Source organism: Streptomyces sp. BR1 (genome assembly GCF_052373795.1).
Taxonomy (GTDB): Bacteria; Actinomycetota; Actinomycetes; order Streptomycetales; family Streptomycetaceae; genus Streptomyces.
Map to the genome: position 1 here is coordinate 5,567,885 of NZ_CM126252.1, position 18,757 is coordinate 5,586,641.

Sequence of the window (18,757 nt, forward strand, 5' to 3'; positions counted from 1 at the left end):
GAAGGGCCCTTCGGGCCCTCCTGGGGGTACGGGTGCGGCGTTTAGCTCGGGGCTCGGAACGTTGTCAGGGTGGTGCCTGTGTAGATGTGCACCAAGTCGTCCCCGGCTGCTCCGTACACCTCGCCATGTCGCTCGAATGGTGCTGCCCAGACCGGCTTTCCCGTTGCCGGGTCTAGTGCGTGCAGGGCGGGTTGGTCGGTGCCGGTGGCGTACAGGTGGCCGTTCGCCAGTAGTGGTGAGGTGCTTCCGGGCGCCGTGATCCGCGCTACGTCCGTACGCAGCCAGCGTGTTCTGCCGGTGGTCGCGTCCAGGGCGCACAGCTCCGTGGGCGAACCGGCGTGTACGAGGTCGCCGGTGGCCGTCGGCGTCACCGAGACGGAAGCGGTGACGCCTCTGGACCACAGCGTGGTGCGGGTCGTCAGGTCGACGGCACTGACCGCCTCGCCCGCCGCGAAGTAGCCGGTGCCGACGGCCCCGGGATGGGCGTCGGGCCGGAGTGCGCCGCCCTCGATCGTCGCCTCCTGGCGGCCGTCGGAGGCCCGTAGTACATAGAGCGGGTCCGACGCGGCGATGGCGAACCGCCCGCCCGCGTGCCGCAGCGCCGTCACCCCCGCCGCCGTGCCCTCGTGGGACCAGAGCGGGGCACCGGTCAGCAGGTCGTAGCCGTACGCGTGCCATGGGCGCCCCTCCGTACCGTACGGCTCGTACGTGACCAGGCAGGCGACCTTGTCGCCGATCGCCAACAGGCCGTGGGAGCCGTCCGGTTCGGCGACCCGGTCATGGGTCTCCCAGCGGATGGCGCCCGTGGTCGCGTCGAGCGCGGCCAGGGTCGGGGCGCCGAGGTGGTCGGTCCGCACGATGTGGACGAGGTCCTTCTCGTGCGGCACGACCTGGGTGATGCCGTGCGCGTCGCGCTGCCAGCGGACCGCGCCGGTCGCCGGGTCGAGCCGGGTCAGCTGGGCGGTGTCCCGGACGTAGAGCGCGTCGCCGTGGCGCAGCAGGGAGCCGCCGTGCTGTAGATCGCCGATCTCGCGGGTCCATACGGTGCGCCCGCGCGGCCAGGACGTGGTCTTCGTGTCCGTGGCGGTCCCAGATGTGTCGCCGCCGCCGTCCAGCGCGACCGCGGTCGAGATCCCGGTGGCGGCGACGGCGCCGGAGGCCGACCAGAGCAGGAACCGGCGGCGGGTGGTCGGCGGGGTGGCGACGGCCGTGTCCGGGACGGCGGCCGGTGCCTCGGGGGCCGGGACCGGTTCCTCGGGAACGGGCGCCGCCGCGACCAGTTCGGCCGTGGCCTCCTCGTGCTGGCGTATCAGGCCGGTGACCGGCTCCCGCTCCCACCAGGGCTCGGGCGTGCCGCGCCCGGCGCACCAGGCCAGGGCCTCGGCCACGGTGGGCCGCCCGGCCGGGTCGCGGGCCAGGCAACGACCGAGGAACTCGCGCCAGTCGGTGCCCGGCACCCCGTCGAGGTCGGGCTCGTCGTGCAGGGTGCGGTCGAGGACCTTGGGGGCGCTGCCCGCGCCGAACGGGTTGCGGCCGGTGGCGCAGAGCGCGAGCAGCCCGCCGAGCGCGAACACATCGGCGGGCGGGCCCGTCTCGGTGTCCCGGGTCAGGCGCTCGGGCGCGATGAACCCGGGTGAGCCGACCGTCGAGTCGTCCCCGGAACCGCTGATCCCCTTGGCGATCCCCAAGTCGATGACCTTCGGCCCGTCCCGGGTCACGATCACATTGGCGGGCTTGAGGTCGCGGTGGACGAGACCGGCCGAGTGGACGGCGGTCAGCGCCTGTGCCAACAGGGCGCCCAGGGCGGCGAGTTGACCCTCGTCGAGCGGTCCGAGTGCGGAGACGGCCTCGGAGAGGGACGGGCCCGCGCAGTACGCGGTGGCCAGCCACGGCGGCTCGGCGTCCGAGTCGGCCGCGAGCATCCCGGCGGTGTACGGGCTGTCGACGGCCCGGGCGGCGGCCACCTCGCGGCGGAACCGCTCGCGGAAGCGGGGGTCGGCCGCGAGCCGTGCGTCCACGGTCCTCAGCGCGACGAGCCGCCCCGACCCGGCCCGGGCGAGATGCACCTGCCCCGCACCGCCCTCGCCGAGCAGCGCGACGAGCCGGTACCCGCCGATCTCCCGCACCGCACCTCCTGGTCCATCCCTCAAGTCCCACAGTCGTCAGGATGTGCGACGCCGGGGGCGCGCCGGTCGGTTGCGGGGACGAAGATACCGGGGTGTGAGATGCGTCCCGATGGGCGGGGGGATCAACGCGGTGCCCGCCCCCGGCGGACCCGGGCCGACCGGACCCGGGCCGGGTGCTTCAGCGCGCCGCCCGCCCCTTGCCCTTGATCACCACCGCCGCGACCACCACCGCGCTCAGTGCGATCAGCGCGCCCACCCCGAACGCACTCGTCGCGCTCAGCGTGATCACCTCGGCCGGAGTCCCGGACGAGCCCCGGGTGGCCGTGCCCGCCACCGTCACCAGGACCGAGAGCCCCAGCGTCCCGCCGAGCCACTGCAGCGTCTGCAGCAGTCCGGACGCGGCCCCGGCGTCCGCAGCCTGCACCCCGGTCAGGATCGTCGCGTTCAGCGGCATGAAGCTGAGCCCGACGCCCACACCGAGCACCGCCATCGGCCCGAGCACCCCGGTCACGTAGTCCCCGTCGGCCGTCAGCCGCGTCAGCCAGAAGCCCGCGACGACCATCAGCGACATCCCGGTCACCAGCACCGGCTTCGCCCCGTACCGCTGGAGCAGCTTCGGTACGAACCGGAGCACGGTGAACATCGCGAGGGTCAGCGGCAGGAACGCGAAGCCCGCGCGCAGCGGCCCGTATCCGAGCACGTGCTGCACGTACTGCGTCAGGAAGAAGAACGCCCCGAACATCCCGGCGGGCAGCAGCAGGATGTCGACATACGCGCCCGCCCGGTTGCGGTCCTTGAACAGTCGCAGCGGCGCGATGGGCTGGGCGGCCCGCGACTCGACGTACACGAACGCGGCGAGCAGCACCCCGGCCAGCGCGAAGGAGAGCTCGGCGACGCCGTTGCCCCAGCCGCGCTCCGCGACCCGTACGAAGGCGTAGACGAGGGCCGTCATCCCGGCGGTCCCGGTCAGCGCGCCCGCCGCGTCGAAGTGCCCGCCGCGGCGCGGCGTCTCGCGTACGTACCGGGGCAGCGCCACCGCGACGGCGACGCCGATCGGCACGTTGATCAGCAGCGCCCAGCGCCAGGACGCCCACGCGGTGAGCGCGCCGCCGAGCACCAGGCCCAGCGATGCGCCTATGGAGGCGACCGAGGTGTAGATCGACAGGGCGTGGTTGCGGCGCGGGCCCTCCTCGAAGTTGGTGGTGATCAGCGCGAGCGTGCTGGGCGCGGTGAGCGCCGAGCCGACGCCCTGGAGCGCACGGGCGGCGAGCAGCCAGCCGCCGCCGTCGGCGAGTCCGCCGAGCAGGGAGGCGAGCGCGAAGACGCTGACGCCGACGGTGAGCGTGCGGCGGCGGCCCGCGATGTCGCCGATCCGTCCGCCGAGCAGCAGGAGGCCGCCGAAGGCGAGGGTGTAGGCGTTGAGCACCCAGGAGAGCGAGGTGGTGCTGAAGTGCAGGTCGTGCTGGATGTCGGGCAGGGCGACGTTGACGACGGTGGAGTCGACGCCGACCATCAGGTACGCCGTGACGATGACGGCCAGGACGGCACCGGGGCGCCCGGTCCCTGCCGTGTCGGCCGGGGGGTGCTGGGTCGTACCCGAGGGTGCGACGGTCTGAGCGGAACGCGCGGACGGCATGGTCAACTCCCGTACTGGAAGCCCCGGCAGGAGGGCAGCGCAAAGCGGCACCTCAAGCGGGGACTGTCTCCGTTTGATGTCAGGTAAGATACGGAGACAGTCCCCGGTTCGCAAGGAGGAACCACGATGACGCAGGCGGGAGCGGGTGCTACACAGGTCGGAGCGGGTGGCACGAAGGCTTCGGCGGGTGGCGTGACGGCGGTCAAGCCGATGCGGGCCGACGCCCGGCGCAACTACGAGCGCATCCTCAAAGAGGCGGCGGTCGCCTTCGCGGAACACGGCGAGCAGGCGTCCCTGGACGACATCGCCAAACGCGCGGGCGTCGGATCCGGCACGCTCTACCGGCACTTCCCGACCCGCCAGGCCCTCCTTGAGGGCGTGTACGTCGAGAGCATCGACGAAATCTCCGCCCGGGCCGACGAGTTGAGGGCCCAGCTGCCTCCCGGTGAGGCGCTGACCGCCTGGCTGACCGAGCTCGCCGACCAGATGATGAGCATCCGTGGGCTCAAGGCGCTGCTCGGCGCGGCCGTCACGGACGGCAGCTCGCCGGTCCTGTCGGCGTGCAGCGAATCCCTGAAGGGCGCCGCCGACCGGCTGCTCGCCGCGGCGCAGGACGCGGGCGCGGTCCGCCGCGACCTCAAGCGGAACGAACTCCTGCGCCTGACCCACGCCCTGGCCACCGCCGCCGGACTCTCCCGGGGCGGGCCCGAGGACGTGGGCCGCTATCTCACGCTGCTCATCGAGGGGATCGGCACCTCCGCCTGACGACTGGGCTCAGGTCGTCCGCTTGAGCACCAGGCTGACGTTGTGGCCGCCGAAGCCGAAGGAGTTGGCGAGGGCCGCGTCCCACTGGCCCGTACGGTTCGTGCCCGCCACCACATCGAGGGCGACCGCCGGGTCGAGGCGGTCGAGGTTGCGGGTGGCCGGGACGGTGCCCTCGTGCAGGGCGAGCAGGGCCGCCATCGCGCCCACCGCGCCGGACGCGCCGAGCATATGGCCGGTCATCGACTTGGTCGCGGTGACGACCGGATGCGTGCCGATGGCCTGGGCGACCGCCTCCGCCTCGGCCAGGTCGCCCGGCGGCGTCGAGGTGGCGTGGGCGTGCACCACGCCGATGTCGGACGGGCTCAACCGGGCGTCCCGCAGCGCCGTTTCGATCGCCCGGACCTGCCCGGTCACGTCGGACGCGGTGATGTGGTCGGCGCTGGAGGTCACGCCCGCCCCCGCCACGGCCCCGTACACCCGCGCCCGCCGCGCCCGCGCGAACTCCGCCCGCTCCAGGACCAGTACGCCCGCGCCCTCGCCCATCACGAACCCGCTGCGGTCCACGTCGAACGGCCGGGACACCGACTCCGGGTCGTTCTCCTGCGTCGACACCGCCTTCATCTGCGCGAACGCGGCGAGCGTGAACGGGTGCAGACAGGCCTCCGTGCCGCCCGCGACCACCACATCGGCCCGGCCCGCGCGGATCAGGTCGAGCCCCATCGCGATCGCCTCGGCCCCGGACGCACAGGCGCTCACGGGGGTGCGCGCGCCGCCCTTCGCGCCGAGGTCGATGGACACCCAGGCCGCCGGCCCGTTGGGCATCAGCATCGGCACGGCGTACGGCGAGAGCCTGCGGGCGCCGCCCTTCTCGTACGTGTCGTCCTGGCCCAGTGTGGTCAGTACGCCACCGGTGCCGGTGCCGATGACCACGGCGAGCCGCTCGGGCTCCACCTCGGGGGCGCCCGCGTCCCGCCAGGCCTCACGGGAGCTGATCAGGGCGAGTTGTTCACATCGATCAAGGCGGCGGGCCTCGACCCGGTCGAGCAGCGAGGCCGGGTCGACGGGCAGCGCGGCCCCGACCTTCACCGGCAGCCGCTCCGCCCACTCCTCTGCGAGCAGGGACACCCCGGACTTGCCACTGAGCAGCCCCGACCAGGTGGACGCGGTGTCGGTACCGAGGGGGGTGATCGCGCCGAGCCCGGTCACCAGTACGTCTTCAAGATCACTCATACCCCGAGCGTGCCAGCCGGAGGCGGGCGCGGGGGATGGTCCAAGGGGATCGATTTGTCCGGTGGGTGTTGTGGGGTCTTCACAGGAACCGTGGTGCGCGACCTGGCGTCCCGGGGGATGCGGGAGGCCCGCCGCGGGCGTCCCGGGTACGCGAGAGGCCCGTCGCGCGAGGGGGGCGCGACGGGCCTCGGGGGCGCGGGGCTTGCGGGGCCCCGCCGTCGAGTGGCGGGGCGGCCTCGGCTGTCAGTCGGTGGCGGGGCCACCGCGCATCACAGCGCCTCGGCCGACGGCTTCACCATCCCGCGTACCGTCCGGGCCTTCACGAAGTTCCCCAGCGCGGTCATCTCCCACTCGCCCGAGAACTGCCGGATAAGCTTGGCCATCATCACGCCGGTCTGCGCCTCCGCGCTGGTCAGGTCGAAGCGGACCAGCTCCTCGCCGGTGCTTGCGTCGATCAACCGGCAGTACGCCTTGGCCACTTCGGTGAACTTCTGGCCCGAGAACGAGTTCACCGTGAAGACCAGGCCCGTCGCCTCGGCCGGGATACGGCCCAGGTCGACGACGATCACCTCGTCGTCGCCCGCGCCCTCGCCCGTGAGGTTGTCGCCGGAGTGCTTGATCGCGCCGTTCAGGATGGAGAGCTTGCCGAAGTAGCAGCTGTCCAGGTGGTTGCGCTGCGGGCCGTAGGCGATGACCGAGGCGTCCAGGTCGATGTCCTTGCCCCGGAACGCGGGCTCCCAGCCGAGGCCCATCTTGACCTGGGAGAGCAGCGGGCGGCCGCCCTTGACCAGCGATACGGTCTGGTTCTTCTGGAGGCTGACCCGGCCCTTGTCCAGGTTGATCTTTCCGCTCGGCGCGGCGGCGGGCGCGGGCGCCGCCGGAGTCGGGGGAGCCGAGGGCATGGGCGGCGCGGCCATGGGCGCTACGGGGGGCGCTACGGGTGCGGGCGTGGGCGCGGCGGCGGGCTCCTCCTCGACCGAGACGCCGAAGTCCGTGGCGATGCCCGCCAGTCCGTTCGCGTAACCCTGGCCCACCGCGCGCGCCTTCCACGCGCCGCCGCGCAGATAGACCTCCATGACGACCAGCGCGGTCTCGGCGCCGAGCTGCGGCGGGGTGAAGGTGGCGATCACGCTGCCGTCGTCGGCGTTGCGCAGGGTGGCCGTGGGTTCGATGCCCTGGAAGGTCTGGCCCGCCGCGTCGGGGCTCGCGGTGACCACGATCTTCTCGATGCCCGGCGGCACGGCCGAGGTGTCCACGACGATCGCGTCCGGCGCGCCGCCACCGCCGGACCGGTAGGTGACACCGGGCCCCGACGGCTGGTTGTAGAAGATGAAGTCGTCGTCGGAGCGCACCTTGCCGTCGGCGGTGAGCAGCAGGCCCGACACGTCGAGCCGCACCGGAGCGGCGACATCCACCGCCACGCGGGCGGTCGGGAGCGGAAGGTTCGAGCCAGGTGTCATAGCGGTCATGTCCGGGGAACGAGCGGCGCGGCTTTACGGTTCCTTGAACGTCCCGCGAATCTCGTCACCCGTTTCCGGTGTCGCTTCCCTGGCCCTGGCTCAGTGCGGCCAGATCGGCGGGTTGGTGGTGAAGTGGCCGCCGAGGCAGGCGTGGTCCGGGTTGCCGGGGTCGAGCTCGCCCTCCTCGGCGATCAGCTTCTCGGCGTACGGCTCGGAGTCGTCCTGCGGCTCGTATCCGAGCTCCCGCGCCGACGAGAGGTCCCACCAGAGGCGGGTGTTGGCGGAGGAGCCGTAGACGACGGTGTGGCCGACGCGCTCGGCGGTCAGCGCCGCGTGGAAGAGGCGCGCGCCGTCGCCGGGGCTCATCCAGACCGACATCATCCGTACCGAAGTCGGCTCCTTGAAGCACGCGCCGATCCGCACCGAGACGGTCTCCAGGCCGTACTTGTCCCAGTAGTGCTGGGCCAGGTCCTCGCCGAACGCCTTGGAGAGGCCGTAGTACGTGTCGGGGCGGTGCGGCGTGTCGACGGGAATCAGCGCGTCCCGCTCCACCGGCGTCGCACCCATCGGCCGGGGCGTGAATCCGACCGCGTGGTTGGAGGAGGCGAACACCACGCGCGCGACACCCTCTTCGCGCGCGGCTTCGTACACGTTGTACGTGCCTTCGATGTTGGCCCGCAGGATCTTGTCGAACGACGACTCCAGTGAGATGCCCGCGAGATGCAGGACCGCGTCGACGCCGCGTACCGCCTCGCGCAGCGCGCCCTTGTCGGCGAGGTCGGCGGTGATCGCGTCCGGCTCGTCGGGGATGGGTACTACGTCGAAGAGGCGCAGGTCGTAGCCGTACGCCGGGAGCAGTTCGCGCATCAGGGTGCCGAGTCCGCCGGCGGCGCCGGTGAGCAGGACGGTACGGGGAGCGGGCATGGGCGGATCTCCTCGGGGCGCGGGCGGGACGCGGCGGGATACGTATTCATGAATGTCATTCAGATCCATGGCCACGCTAAGGAGCGTGCTTCGAGCTCGTCAAGTGTGGCGTGGAGCTCGCGAAAGGCCCTGCATGGCGCCGTTTCGCGTCTTGACCGCCACTAAGGGGCTGCCTTAGCGTGGCGGCGTTCAGAGATGTAGACGCTAATCAGAATTGTGCACGATGGTCTTGCCTGGGAGCGCCCGTGACGCCTGTGACACCCGCGAAGCCTGTGAACTCGGCCCCGCTCGCCGCCCGGCTGGACGGCCTGCTGTTCTTTCCCGTGACCCCGTTCGGGCCGGACGGAAGCCTGGACCTCGACGCCTTCCGTACACACGTGAGGAACGGCATCGAGGCGGGCGCGGGCGCGGTGTTCGCGTGCTGTGGGACCGGCGAGTTCCACGCGCTCACGCCGGAGGAGTTCCACGCGTGCGTGGCGGCCGCCGTGGAGGAGGCCGCGGGTCTGGTGCCGGTGGTGGCGGGCGCCGGATACGGGACGGCCGTCGCGATCCAGTACGCGAAGCTGGCCGAGGACGCGGGCGCCGACGGGTTGCTCGCCATGCCGCCGTACCTCGTCGTCGCCGACCAGGAGGGCCTGCTGCGCCACTACCGCGCGCTGGCCGCCACCACCTCGCTCGACGTCATCGTCTACCAGCGCGACAACGCGGTCCTCACGCCCTCGACCGTGGTCCGACTCGCGCAGGTCGACGGCGTCATCGGCCTCAAGGACGGACTCGGCGACCTCGACCTGATGCAGCGGATCGTCAGCACCGTCCGCAGGGAGCTCCCCGGCCGCGATTTCCTCTACTTCAACGGCCTGCCCACCGCCGAACTGACCGGCCTCGCCTACCGGGGCATCGGCGTCACGCTCTACTCCTCGGCGGTCTTCTGCTTCGCGCCCGACATCGCGCTGGCCTTCCACCAGGCGCTGAACAGCGGCGACGACGCCATGGTGAACCGCCTCCTGGACGGCTTCTACGTACCGCTCGTCGAATTGCGCAACCAGGGCCGTGGATACGCCGTTTCGCTGGTCAAGGCAGGGGTGCGGCTGGCCGGTCTGGACGTGGGCGAGGTGCGTGCACCACTGAGCGAGCCGGACGCGTACCACGTGAAGCAGCTGGGCACGCTGATCGAGCGGGGGCGGGCGCTGCTGGCGGAGCCGGGTTCGGGGCCGGGTGTGAGCGCGGTGGGCGGCGCGGGCTCGTGAAGGCGTCGGTGTTCCTCTACCCCTGGGACGTCGTCGGCGACCCGGACGCGGCCGCGCGGATCGCGGACCTCGGGGTGCGGCAGGTGACGCTGGCCGCCGCGTACCACTCGACCCGGGCCCTCACCCCGCGCCACCCGCGCCACCGGATCGTCACGGCCTCGCACGCGGCGGTCCTCTACCCCGTCGACGAACACCGTTGGTCCGGACGGACGTTGCGTCCGTACGCGGCCGGAGCGTGGGCCTCCGGGGACGCGTACGGCCGGGCCGCCGAAGCGCTCGCCGCCGTCGGCCTCGACGTCCACTCCTGGGTCGTCCTCGCCCACAACTCCCGGCTGGGCGCCGAGCACCCCGAGACGTCGGTGGTCAACGCGTACGGCGACCGATACCCGTGGGCGCCCTGCATAGCGCGGCCCGAAGTCCGTGCGTATCTGGTCGCGTTGGCGGCGGAGGCGGCGGTACGTCCTGGGGCGCGCGGGACCGAGCTGGAGTCCTGCGGGTGGTACGGGCTGGCGCATCTGCACGCCCACGACAAGATCGCGGGGGTGGAGCTGGACGAGCTGTCCCAGTACCTGATGTCGCTGTGCTTCTGCGGCTCGTGCCGGGCGGGTTACGCGGAAGTGGGGCTGGATGCGGATGAGTTGAGGGCGCGGGTGCGGGGTGCGCTGGATGCGGCGTGGAGGGGTTCGGCGCCGGTGGCGGGTCGGGAGCTGTTGGAGGCGACGGTCGGGTACCGGGCGGGGGTGGCGCGGGGGCTCCAGGAGGAGGTTGTCGCGGCCGTACGCGCGGCTGCCGCCCCTGGATTCCAGGTGTTGCTGCACGCGGATCCTCGTGTGTATCGGTGCGGGGCGAATGTGGGGGTCGATCCGGCGGGGGTGTTCGGGGTTGCGGACGGGGTGGTGGTGCCGTGCGTGGGGGGCGCGGTCGACTTGCTGTGTTCTTTTGCCCCGCATGCTTCTGGGGGCGTGCTCGCGGCGAACTTCACGGTGGTGGCGGGGATGGGGGGTCGGCCGGGGGCGCTGTCCGACGATGCGGCGCGGGCGGCGGGGGCTGGGGCGACGGAACTTCGGCTGTACCACGCGGGGTTGGCGTCGGAGGGGGATCTGGGGGCGGTACGGCGCTCTGGCGCCTTGGATTAGCCCCACCCCGCCCCTTCCCGAAAGCCCTGGGCGGGCGGCCTGGTTCTTTGTCCGCGGACCGTGCGTGGCTGATCGCGCAGTTCCCCGCGCCCCTAACTACCTAGGGGCGCGGGGAACTGCGCGAGCAACCCAGCACGATCCGCAGACGAATCGGGGTGCAGGGGCCGCAGGCCCCGCCGGGGTCCGGGGTGAAGCCCCGGGAAACTACCCCTCACCCCCCACCCGGCCGCCCGCCCAGGGCTTTCGGGAAGGGGCGGGGTGGGGTCAACAACCCTGCTGCCAAGGCCAGCGCGGCCGCCCCCACCGCCACCAACAGCACCACCAAACCCACCATCCCCACCATCCCCACCAACCCCGCCCCCACCCCCAACCCCACCGCGTTCGGGACGAACAGCAGCGTGTTGGTCGTCGCCGCCGTGCGGCCGAGGGCCGCGGACGGGGTCTCCCGCTGCACCGCCGTCATCGCCGCGACCAGCACGCACGGCAGCCCGAGCCCGATCCCCGCGCTGCACGCCAGTGCCACCGCGTCGTACGGCAGCGCCCGCCCGCACACCGACACCGCGAACAGAGCGATCCCCGCCGCCGCGAAGGCCCGCTCCGGCAGGCGGCGCAGCAGGGGGCCGGACAGCAGGCCGGCCGCCACCGAGCCCGCGCCCTGCACCGCGTACAGCACGCCCGCGTACGTCGCCGCGTGGCCGAGCCGCTCGTCCACCACCGCGTAGAGCGCGGCCCCGTTCAGCCCGGCGCAGAGCATCGTCACCGCGCCCGCGAGCACCAGCGGCCGCAGCGCGGGGGAGCGCCACACCGTACGCGCCCCCTCGGACGTGTCGGCGAGCCAGGCGCCGCCGGGGACGGGCCGGGCCTCCCGTACCCGTATCAGCGCGAAGATCCCCGCCGCCAGCAGAAACGTCACCGCGTCCAGGACCGCCACCGCACCGCCGCCGAACCGCGCGCACAGTCCGGCCCCCGCCAGCGGAGCCACCAGCTTCATGCCCTCGTTGACCGCCATCCGCAGGCCGTTGAAGTCGCCCAGGAGGTCCTTGTCGACGGCCGTCGCCACCAGCGCCGCCTCGGCCGCGTCCTGGACCACGCCGTTCACTCCGTACAGGAGGAGGACTGCGAAAAGGATCCAGATCCGGGCCGCCGAGTCCACCGCCAGCAGGGACGGCAGCAGGGCCGCCATCCCCAGGTTGAGTCCCACGAGCAGCGGCCGCCGCCGCACCCGGTCCGCCACCGTCCCCAGCAGCGGGCCCACCAGTGTCGGCGCCCACATGGTGAAGACGGTGAGCGCCGCCAGACCGTCCGAGCCGGTGAGCGACTTGGCCCAGATCCCGGCCGTCAGCCACATCGCCGACGACCCGAACCCGGACACCACCACCCCGGTCAGATACAGCCCCGCGTTGCGGTCCGCCAGGACCCGGGTCAGCGGCCGCCGTGCCGTCCTGCCCGCCGTCGTGCTCTTATCTGCCCTGTTCACAGGGGCAACGGTGGCCGGTGAGGCCGTCCCTGCGGAATCGGGTGCATGCCCTATTCCCGACGCCGCCCGTGCCCTACGACGACTTCAACGCCGCCTGCATCATCTTCTGGGCCACCGGCGCCGCCAGGCCGTTGCCGCTGACCTCCGAGCGCGCCGCGCCGGAGTCCTCGATGAGTACGGCGACCGCCACCTCCTTGCCGGTGGACGAGTCCTTCGCGTACGACGTGAACCAGGCGTACGGCGTCTTGGAGTTGCCCACGCCGTGCTGCGCCGTGCCCGTCTTGCCGCCGACCTCCGCGCCGCTCACCTTGGCGTTGGAACCGGTGCCCTCCTCGACGACCGTCACCATTGCGCTGCGCAACTGTTTCGCGGTGTCGGACGACAGGATCCGCTTGCTGTCGGCATCCTTGTAGGACTGGAGGGTGTTCCCGTCCGCGTCCGTGGTCTTGGAGACCATATGGGGCGATGCCATGAGGCCGTCGTTGGCAATGGCGGCGGAGACCATGGCCATCTGCAACGGTGTCGCGGTCACATCGAACTGGCCGATGCCCGTCAGCGCCGTCTGCGCCCGGTCCATGCCCTTGGGGTACGCACTCGCGGTGGCCCGCACCGGCACGTCCTGCGTGGCGTCGTTGAAGCCGAACTTCTCCGCCATCGCCTGGAGCTTGTCCTGGCCGAGCTGGTCCGCCATCTTCGCGAAGACGTTGTTGCAGGAGTACCGCAGCGCGGTACGAATGGTGGCGTTCTCGCACGGCGCCGACGCGTTCTCGTTGGTCAGCACGGTCCGCGTGTTGGGCAGCGTGTACGGGTTGGGGCTGTCGGTGTTCACGTCGACCGACGAGTACAGCCCGTTCTCCAGCGCCGCTGCGGCCACCACCAGCTTGAACGTCGAACCCGGCGGCAGCGGCTGGCGCATCGCCCGGTTCACCATCGGCTTGTCCGGGTCGTCGGACAGCGCCTTCCAGGCGTCGCCGTCCGTCGATCCGGCGATCTTCGACGGGTCGTACGACGGAGTGGAGACCATGCCCAGGATGCGACCCGTCTTCGGGTCGATCGCTACGGCCGCGCCCTTCTTGTTGCCGAGCGCGTCATAGGCGGCCTTCTGCACGGCCGGGTCGATGGTCGTCAGGACGTTGCCACCGGCCGCCCGCTTGCCGGTGAGCACCGAGAGCGGATCCTTCATCCGGTTGTCGGTGCCGTCGAGCACCTTGCTGTAGATCCCCTCCAGCTGGGTCGCCCCGTACACCTGTGAGCTGAACCCGGTCACCGCCGCGTAGAGCTCACCGTTCTTGTACGTGCGCTTGTACGCGAGGTCGCCGCTCTTGGTCCTCTCCGATCCGGTGACCGGGGAGCCGGCCACGATGATGTCCCCGAGCGGGTTCGCGTACTGCGCGATGGTGTTCCGCCGGTTCAGCTTGTCGTCCGCGAGGGCCTGGCCTTTGTAGAACTGCACATAGGTGGCTCGCCCGAGAAGGGCGAGCACCATCAGCAGACAGAAGACCGCGGCGCGCCTGATCATCTTGTTCATCCCATGAAAAGGACGAGCCGGGCGGCCGAATTCGTTCCTTATGACCGGATTTCTCAGAAAGCTCTCATCTGGGCGGCGGTCAGTCCTTCAGCGTGAGGACGACCTCGTCTATCTCCGCGCCCCGCGCGTTCGCGAAGCCCCGGTCGTGGCCGGTGATCACGAAGCCGCACTTCTCCAGCACCCGGATCGAGCCCGCGTTGTCGGCCGCCGCGCGCGCGTGGAGCGGGCGGTGCGGGACGAGGGCGACCAGCGCGGACAGGGCGGCGGTGGCGATGCCGCGCCCCCAAAGCGCGCGGTCCACCCAGTACGTCACCTCGCGGTCGTCCGGCGGCCCGTACACCGAGGCGTGTCCCGCGACCTCGCCGTCGGCGAGCACCGTGCGTATCACCGTGTCCGAGGCCCGGATACGGGCCCAGTGCGCGTCGAAGCGGGCCCGGTCGGTGGGGTCCTCGGGCCCGAAGGCCGCGACCCGGACCGACTCCAGGTCGCTCATCTGCCCGAAGAACACGGGGAGATCGCTGTCCTGCACCTCGCGGAGGACGACGGTCGGCCGGGGGCGTTCGGAGGTCGCTGAAGTCATGCGTCAGAGCCTACGGGTGGCCAGTGTCAGCCGGTCCCGCGCGTCGAACAGGGCGTCCTTGACCATCTGTTCATGCGCCGGGGTCAGCCGCGCCACCGGCACCGAGCAGCTGATCGCGTCGCGCGCGGGGGTCCGGTACGGGATGGCGACGCCGAAGCAGCGCAGGCCCAGCGTGTTCTCCTCGCGGTCCACCGCGTACCCCTGCTCGCGGATCTGGTGCAGCTCCTCGATGAGCTTCTCGCGGTCGGTGATGGTGTGCTCGGTCAGCTGCTGAAGGGTCTCCGGGAGCAGCTTGCGCACCTGCTCGTCGGTGTGGGTGGCGAGCAGCGCCTTGCCCAGCGAGGTGGAGTGCGCGGGCAGCCGTCGCCCCACGCGCGTGAAGGGCCGCAGATAGTGCTGCGACTGGCGGGTGGCCAGATAGACCACATTGGTGCCGTCGAGGCGGGCGAGGTGGATGGTCTCCGTGGTGTCGTCGGAGAGCCGGTCGAGCGTGGGGCGCGCGGCCGCGACGACCTCGTCGCCGTCGATGTAGGAGGTGCCGACGAGCAGCGCCCGCACCCCGATCCCGTACCGCGTGCCCGTGGCGTCGGTCTCCACCCAGCCCAGTTCCACCAGGGTGCGCAGCAGCATGTAGAGGCTGGATTTGGGGTATCCGACCGCTTCCTGGACCGCGGCCAGGGAGTGCATTCCGGGGCGCCCCGCGAAATACTCCAGCAACTCCACCGTACGTACGGCGGACTTGACCTGGGCCCCACCTGTCTCGGCAGCCGACATCCGACCTCGCCCCTTCTTGTCTGCGCGTCTTGCCAACGCAGAACGCCCGTCAATAGAGTCCAGCATATTCACCAGCAGGAATCTTGTTCAGAATACCGAACAAGTGGTGGACAGTACGCGGGCGGAACCGGAAGCCGGAAGGACATCGCGGTGAGCACAGCACCAGTCTGGAGTGTCGACCCCCGTACCGGGAAGCCGCGGGAGCAGGTCGCGGCGGAGGCGACGGACCAGGAGGTCGACGAGGCGGTGCGGGCCGCCTGGGCGGCGCGCGGCGCGCTCGCCGACCGGAGCGTACGGGCGGCCCTGCTGCGGACCGCCGCCGAACTGCTCGACGGGGCCGGGGCGCATGTGGTCGAGGCCGCCGACGCCGAGACGGCGCTCGGGCCGGTCCGGCTCACCGGTGAACTCGCGCGTACCACCGCCCAGTTGAGGGCCTTCGCGGATGTCGTGGACGAGGGGGCCTTCCTCGACGTACGCATCGACCACGCCGACGCCGACCGCACCCCGCCGTGGCCCGACCTGCGGCGGATGAAGGTGCCGCTGGGGGTGGTCGCGGTCTACTCGGCGTCGAACTTCCCGCTCGCCTTCTCCGTCCCCGGCGGCGACACGGCGAGCGCGCTCGCGGCCGGGTGCCCGGTGGTGGTCAAGGCGCATCCGGCCCATCCGGCCACGTCCGAGCTGTGCGTGTCGCTGCTGCGGCGCGCGGCGGTACGGGTGGGGCTGCCGGCGGACGTCGTCGCGCTGGTCCACGGCTTCGACGCGGGCATCGCGCTCGTACGCCATCCGCTGGTCGCGGCGGCCGGCTTCACCGGGTCGGTACGGGGTGGGCGCGCCCTCTTCGACGCGGCGGCGGCCCGGCCGGTGCCGATCCCGTTCCACGGCGAGCTGGGGTCGCTGAACCCGGTCGTGGTCACCGAGGATGCGGCTCAGGAGCGGGGCGAGGCGATCGGGGCGGGGCTCGGGGCGTCGATGACGTTGGGCGTCGGCCAGTTCTGCACCAAGCCGGGGTTCGTGCTTGCCCCGGCCGGTGCGGGCGGGGACGCGCTGGTGAAGGCGTTGACGGTGGCGGTCAGTGACTCCGAGGCGGGGGTGATGCTGGACCACCGGATGCGGGACGCGTTCGTGGCCGGGGTCGCGGAGCGGGCCTCCTTGGACGGGGTCGGGGCGCCGGTCACGCCGGGGGCGGGCGGGGAGCACACGGTGAGTGCGGGGTTCCTGACGGTGCCGGCGGCTGTGCTGGCGTCTCCGGGGCCGCACGATCTGTTGCTGGAGGAGTGCTTCGGGCCGGTGACGGTGGTCGCGCTGTATGCGCATCCGTCCGAGATCGGAGCGGTGCTCTCGCGGTTGCCGGGGAATCTGACGGCGACGCTTCAGGTGTCGGCGGGGGAGGCGGCGGGGGGTTCTGGCGGGGCTGCGGAGCTGCTCGACTCGCTGTCGGGGCTTGCGGGGCGGGTGCTGGTGGACGGGTGGCCCACGGGGGTCGCCGTGGCGCCGGCCCAGCATCACGGCGGGCCGTACCCGGCGACGACGTCGACGTCCACGTCGGTCGGCGCGACGGCGGTCGAACGCTGGCTCCGCCCGGTGGTCTACCAGAGCACGCCGGAGGCGTTGCTGCCGGTGGAGCTGCGGGAGGGGGCGGTGGGGGTGCCGCGCTGGGTCGACGGCCGATTTTTCCCCACCCCGCCCGTTTCCTGAACCCTCCGGGGGTGGGTGGGGGTTGAGGTGGGCTTCCCGGGGGCGGAGCCCCCGGACCCCTCCTGCGGGGCCTGCGGCCCCTGCACCCCGCTTCGGGGCTGCACCCCGGACCCCCGTTTTTCTGCGGATCGTGCTGGGTTGCTCGCGCAGTTCCCCGCGCCCCTGAATACCCAGGGGCGCGGGGAACTGCGTGATCGGCCCCCACCGGCCCGCAGCCGACCGACATCCGCCGGAGGCTTTCGGGAAGGGGTGGGGTGGGGGATTAACCCCGTGTCACCGGCTCCTGCAACTCCGTCACCCACCCCGTCTCGTCCTCCGGGCACTCCAGGGTGACCTCCTCCGTACTCACCCGTTCGTCCAGGATCTCCCGTACCTGGGCGAGGGTGAGTCCGAGGTCCTTGAGCGCGATGACGCGGTTCAGGCGGGCCAGCTGGGCGGCGGTGTAGAAGCGGTAGCCGGTGGCCGGGTCGACATGGGCCGGGCGCAGCAGGCCGGTGGCGTCGTAGTGGCGCAGCATCCGGACCGATACGCGGCCGTGCCGGGCGAAGTCTCCGATGGTGAACATGATGTCTCCGAGTTCACTGCCTGACACGGTGTGAGGGTCAAGCGCCCCGCCCGGGGCGCCCCCGCACGTTACTTCTTCCCTGTCTTCACCCTCAGCGTCACCAGCACCGTCACCACGAACAGCCCCGCCGACACCGCCAGGCTCACCCGCACCCCGGGGACGAATCCGCTGCCGCCCGCGACCAGCGCGCCCGACATCGCCACGCTCAGCGCGCCCGCGACCTGGCGTCCCGCGTTCAGGACTCCGGCCGCCAGGCCGGCGCGCTCCTGGGGCAGGGCCTCCATCATCGCGGCGGTCAGCGCCGGGACGGACAGGCCGCAGCCGAGCGCGAGCGGGATCATCAGGAACGCGGCGAGCAGGGTGGGCGTGTGCTCGTCGGGGACGAGGAGCAGGAGCAGCCCCGCGATGGCGACCAGCTGGCCGATCAGCATCGGGCGGCGCGGGCCGTAGCGGTTGGAGAGCTTGCCCGAGAGGACGTTCGTCAGCGGGATCAGAGCCGTCATCGGCAGGAACATCAGGCCCGCCGTGAGCGCCGACTCGCCCCGCGTCCGCTGGAAGTACAGGCTGAAGACGAAGATCACGCCGTAGAACGCCACGCTCGCCGCCGCGCCCACCGAGACCGCGAGCGCGACCGTCGGCGTACGGAACAGGCCCAGCGGGACGACCGGGTGGGCCGCGCGCGACTCGATCAGCAGGAACGCCACCGCCGCCACGATCGCGACCGCGCCCGCCGTCATCCGTACCGTGCCCTGCTCGATCACCGCGAAGGCGAGCGCGGCGAGTGCGACCACCGCCGTCAGCTGGCCCGGCAGGTCGAGCGGGGCGGGGCGGGGGGCCGTGCGCGGGGCGCGGGCCGTCAGGGCCAGGGCCGCCAGGCCCAGCGGCAGGTTGATGAAGAAGATCCCGCGCCAGTCCCACACCGTGGTCAGCGCGCCGCCCGCCACCGGGCCGAGCGCCACCGCCACCGAGCCGCCCGCCGCCCACAGCGCCACCGCGCGGGCCCGCCGGGCCGGGTCGGGGTAGGCCTGGCGTACGAGGGCGAGCGAGGCGGGCAGGACCACGGCGGCCGCCGTGCCCTGGACCGTACGGGCGCCGATCAGGACTCCCAGGTTCGGGGCGAGGCCGCAGGCGGCCGAGGCGAGGGTGAAGACGACCGTGCCGAGCGCGTACGCCTTGGCCGAGCCGATCCGGTCCGCGAAGGCGCCGGTCGAGAGCATCAGGGCGGCGAAGGCCAGGGTGTAGGCGTCCACCACCCACTGCAGCCCGGACATCCCGCCGCCCAGATCGGAGCCGATCGCGGGCAGGGCCACGTTCACCACGGACGCGTCGAGCGTGATCAGCGCGAAGCCGAGGAGGGCGGCGACGAGGGTGATCCCGGGGGAGGAGGTCCGGGGGTTCCGGGGTGCCTTGTGGTGCGCCAACTCGCGGTCTGCGGGGGCGGCTTGCGGTACGGCGTTGGTTGACATGCCCTCAGCTTGTCGGCCGCGCTCGGGTTACAGTAGTGACCTGAATGCCATGCATCCGGAGGTTCTGGCCATGAGTGCCGCAGGTTCAGCGAGTCCCCAGGTTCCCGTGAGCGAGCCCGCCGCCTGGCGGCCGCACCGCCTCGTCGTC

At 72.3% G+C, this 18,757-nt stretch carries 14 protein-coding genes and 1 pseudogene; 4 read left to right on the forward strand and 11 right to left on the reverse strand.

Features of this window, described 5'->3' with window-relative positions:
• Positions 1-41 precede the first annotated feature (41 nt).
• Complete coding sequence (locus tag ACT1U9_RS24270; protein WP_444534774.1) at positions 42-2,126, reverse strand: protein kinase domain-containing protein; 2,085 nt, start codon at positions 2,124-2,126, stop codon at positions 42-44.
• Positions 2,127-2,304: 178 nt separating this feature from the next.
• Positions 2,305-3,762, reverse strand: coding sequence for an MFS transporter (locus ACT1U9_RS24275; protein ID WP_444534775.1), 1,458 nt, complete (start codon positions 3,760-3,762; stop codon positions 2,305-2,307).
• A gap of 192 nt (positions 3,763-3,954) precedes the next feature.
• Between ACT1U9_RS24275 and ACT1U9_RS24280 the strand changes: the two genes are divergently transcribed.
• Positions 3,955-4,527 (forward strand): TetR/AcrR family transcriptional regulator, encoded by a 573-nt coding sequence (locus ACT1U9_RS24280; RefSeq protein ID WP_444539230.1) that lies wholly within the window; start codon positions 3,955-3,957, stop codon positions 4,525-4,527.
• Between the two features lie 9 nt (positions 4,528-4,536).
• Here ACT1U9_RS24280 and ACT1U9_RS24285 read toward each other — a convergent pair whose 3' ends face one another.
• From ACT1U9_RS24285 to ACT1U9_RS24295, 3 genes are all read right to left on the reverse strand, one after another.
• On the reverse strand, positions 4,537-5,757 hold the full coding sequence (locus tag ACT1U9_RS24285) for a beta-ketoacyl-[acyl-carrier-protein] synthase family protein (protein WP_444534776.1): 1,221 nt from the start codon (positions 5,755-5,757) through the stop codon (positions 4,537-4,539).
• 269 nt (positions 5,758-6,026) lie between these two features.
• Positions 6,027-7,226: a TerD family protein gene (locus ACT1U9_RS24290; protein ID WP_444534777.1), complete on the reverse strand. Its 1,200-nt coding sequence runs from the start codon at positions 7,224-7,226 to the stop codon at positions 6,027-6,029.
• Positions 7,227-7,316: 90 nt separating this feature from the next.
• Positions 7,317-8,141, reverse strand: a complete 825-nt coding sequence (locus ACT1U9_RS24295) for an NAD-dependent epimerase/dehydratase family protein (RefSeq protein WP_444534778.1) — start codon at positions 8,139-8,141, stop codon at positions 7,317-7,319.
• Positions 8,142-8,413: 272 nt separating this feature from the next.
• On the opposite strand from ACT1U9_RS24295, the gene ACT1U9_RS24300 reads away from it, so the two are divergent.
• Together ACT1U9_RS24300 and ACT1U9_RS24305 are read left to right on the forward strand one after the other, a co-directional pair.
• The gene (locus tag ACT1U9_RS24300; RefSeq protein ID WP_444539231.1) at positions 8,414-9,388 is read left to right on the forward strand and encodes a 5-dehydro-4-deoxyglucarate dehydratase; all 975 of its coding nucleotides are present in this window, start codon (positions 8,414-8,416) and stop codon (positions 9,386-9,388) included.
• Positions 9,385-10,524, forward strand: a complete 1,140-nt coding sequence (locus tag ACT1U9_RS24305; RefSeq protein WP_444534779.1) for a hypothetical protein — start codon at positions 9,385-9,387, stop codon at positions 10,522-10,524. Before ACT1U9_RS24300 ends, ACT1U9_RS24305 begins: the two co-directional genes overlap by 4 nt.
• A gap of 211 nt (positions 10,525-10,735) precedes the next feature.
• On the opposite strand, the gene ACT1U9_RS24310 is transcribed toward ACT1U9_RS24305, so the two are convergent.
• The 4 genes from ACT1U9_RS24310 to ACT1U9_RS24325 all read right to left on the reverse strand — a co-directional run bounded on the left by ACT1U9_RS24310 (position 10,736) and on the right by ACT1U9_RS24325 (position 14,883).
• Positions 10,736-12,001, reverse strand: a complete 1,266-nt coding sequence (locus ACT1U9_RS24310) for an MFS transporter (RefSeq protein ID WP_444534780.1) — start codon at positions 11,999-12,001, stop codon at positions 10,736-10,738.
• 73 nt (positions 12,002-12,074) lie between these two features.
• Entirely contained in the window at positions 12,075-13,529 is a 1,455-nt protein-coding gene (locus tag ACT1U9_RS24315; RefSeq protein WP_444534781.1) for a peptidoglycan D,D-transpeptidase FtsI family protein, read from the reverse strand.
• A gap of 79 nt (positions 13,530-13,608) precedes the next feature.
• Positions 13,609-14,109, reverse strand: a complete 501-nt coding sequence (locus tag ACT1U9_RS24320; RefSeq protein ID WP_444534782.1) for a GNAT family N-acetyltransferase — start codon at positions 14,107-14,109, stop codon at positions 13,609-13,611.
• 3 nt (positions 14,110-14,112) lie between these two features.
• Positions 14,113-14,883, reverse strand: coding sequence for an IclR family transcriptional regulator (locus tag ACT1U9_RS24325; RefSeq protein ID WP_444534783.1), 771 nt, complete (start codon positions 14,881-14,883; stop codon positions 14,113-14,115).
• A 150-nt stretch (positions 14,884-15,033) separates the two neighbouring features.
• Between ACT1U9_RS24325 and ACT1U9_RS24330 the strand changes: the two genes are divergently transcribed.
• A complete protein-coding gene (locus ACT1U9_RS24330; protein WP_444534784.1) occupies positions 15,034-16,578 on the forward strand; it encodes an aldehyde dehydrogenase (NADP(+)) in 1,545 nt (514 codons plus the stop codon).
• A 331-nt stretch (positions 16,579-16,909) separates the two neighbouring features.
• On the opposite strand, the pseudogene ACT1U9_RS24335 reads toward ACT1U9_RS24330, so the two are convergent.
• Together ACT1U9_RS24335 and ACT1U9_RS24340 are read right to left on the reverse strand one after the other, a co-directional pair.
• Positions 16,910-17,143: pseudogene (locus tag ACT1U9_RS24335) on the reverse strand (MerR family transcriptional regulator); the annotation flags it as partial.
• A 68-nt stretch (positions 17,144-17,211) separates the two neighbouring features.
• Positions 17,212-18,609: an MFS transporter gene (locus ACT1U9_RS24340; protein ID WP_444534785.1), complete on the reverse strand. Its 1,398-nt coding sequence runs from the start codon at positions 18,607-18,609 to the stop codon at positions 17,212-17,214.
• Between the last annotated feature and the right edge of the window lie 148 nt (positions 18,610-18,757).

Excerpts from the sequence above, each read along its gene's own strand:
- ACT1U9_RS24340 (WP_444534785.1), bottom strand. The coding sequence starts at position 18,609 with ATGTCAACCAACGCCGTACCGCAAGCCGCCCCCGCAGACCGCGAGTTG.
- ACT1U9_RS24295 (WP_444534778.1), bottom strand. The coding sequence starts at position 8,141 with ATGCCCGCTCCCCGTACCGTCCTGCTCACCGGCGCCGCCGGCGGACTC.
- ACT1U9_RS24320 (WP_444534782.1), bottom strand. The coding sequence starts at position 14,109 with ATGACTTCAGCGACCTCCGAACGCCCCCGGCCGACCGTCGTCCTCCGC.
- ACT1U9_RS24275 (WP_444534775.1), bottom strand. The coding sequence starts at position 3,762 with ATGCCGTCCGCGCGTTCCGCTCAGACCGTCGCACCCTCGGGTACGACC.
- ACT1U9_RS24325 (WP_444534783.1), bottom strand. The coding sequence starts at position 14,883 with ATGTCGGCTGCCGAGACAGGTGGGGCCCAGGTCAAGTCCGCCGTACGT.
- ACT1U9_RS24290 (WP_444534777.1), bottom strand. The coding sequence starts at position 7,226 with ATGACCGCTATGACACCTGGCTCGAACCTTCCGCTCCCGACCGCCCGC.
- ACT1U9_RS24315 (WP_444534781.1), bottom strand. The coding sequence starts at position 13,529 with ATGAACAAGATGATCAGGCGCGCCGCGGTCTTCTGTCTGCTGATGGTG.
- ACT1U9_RS24285 (WP_444534776.1), bottom strand. The coding sequence starts at position 5,757 with ATGAGTGATCTTGAAGACGTACTGGTGACCGGGCTCGGCGCGATCACC.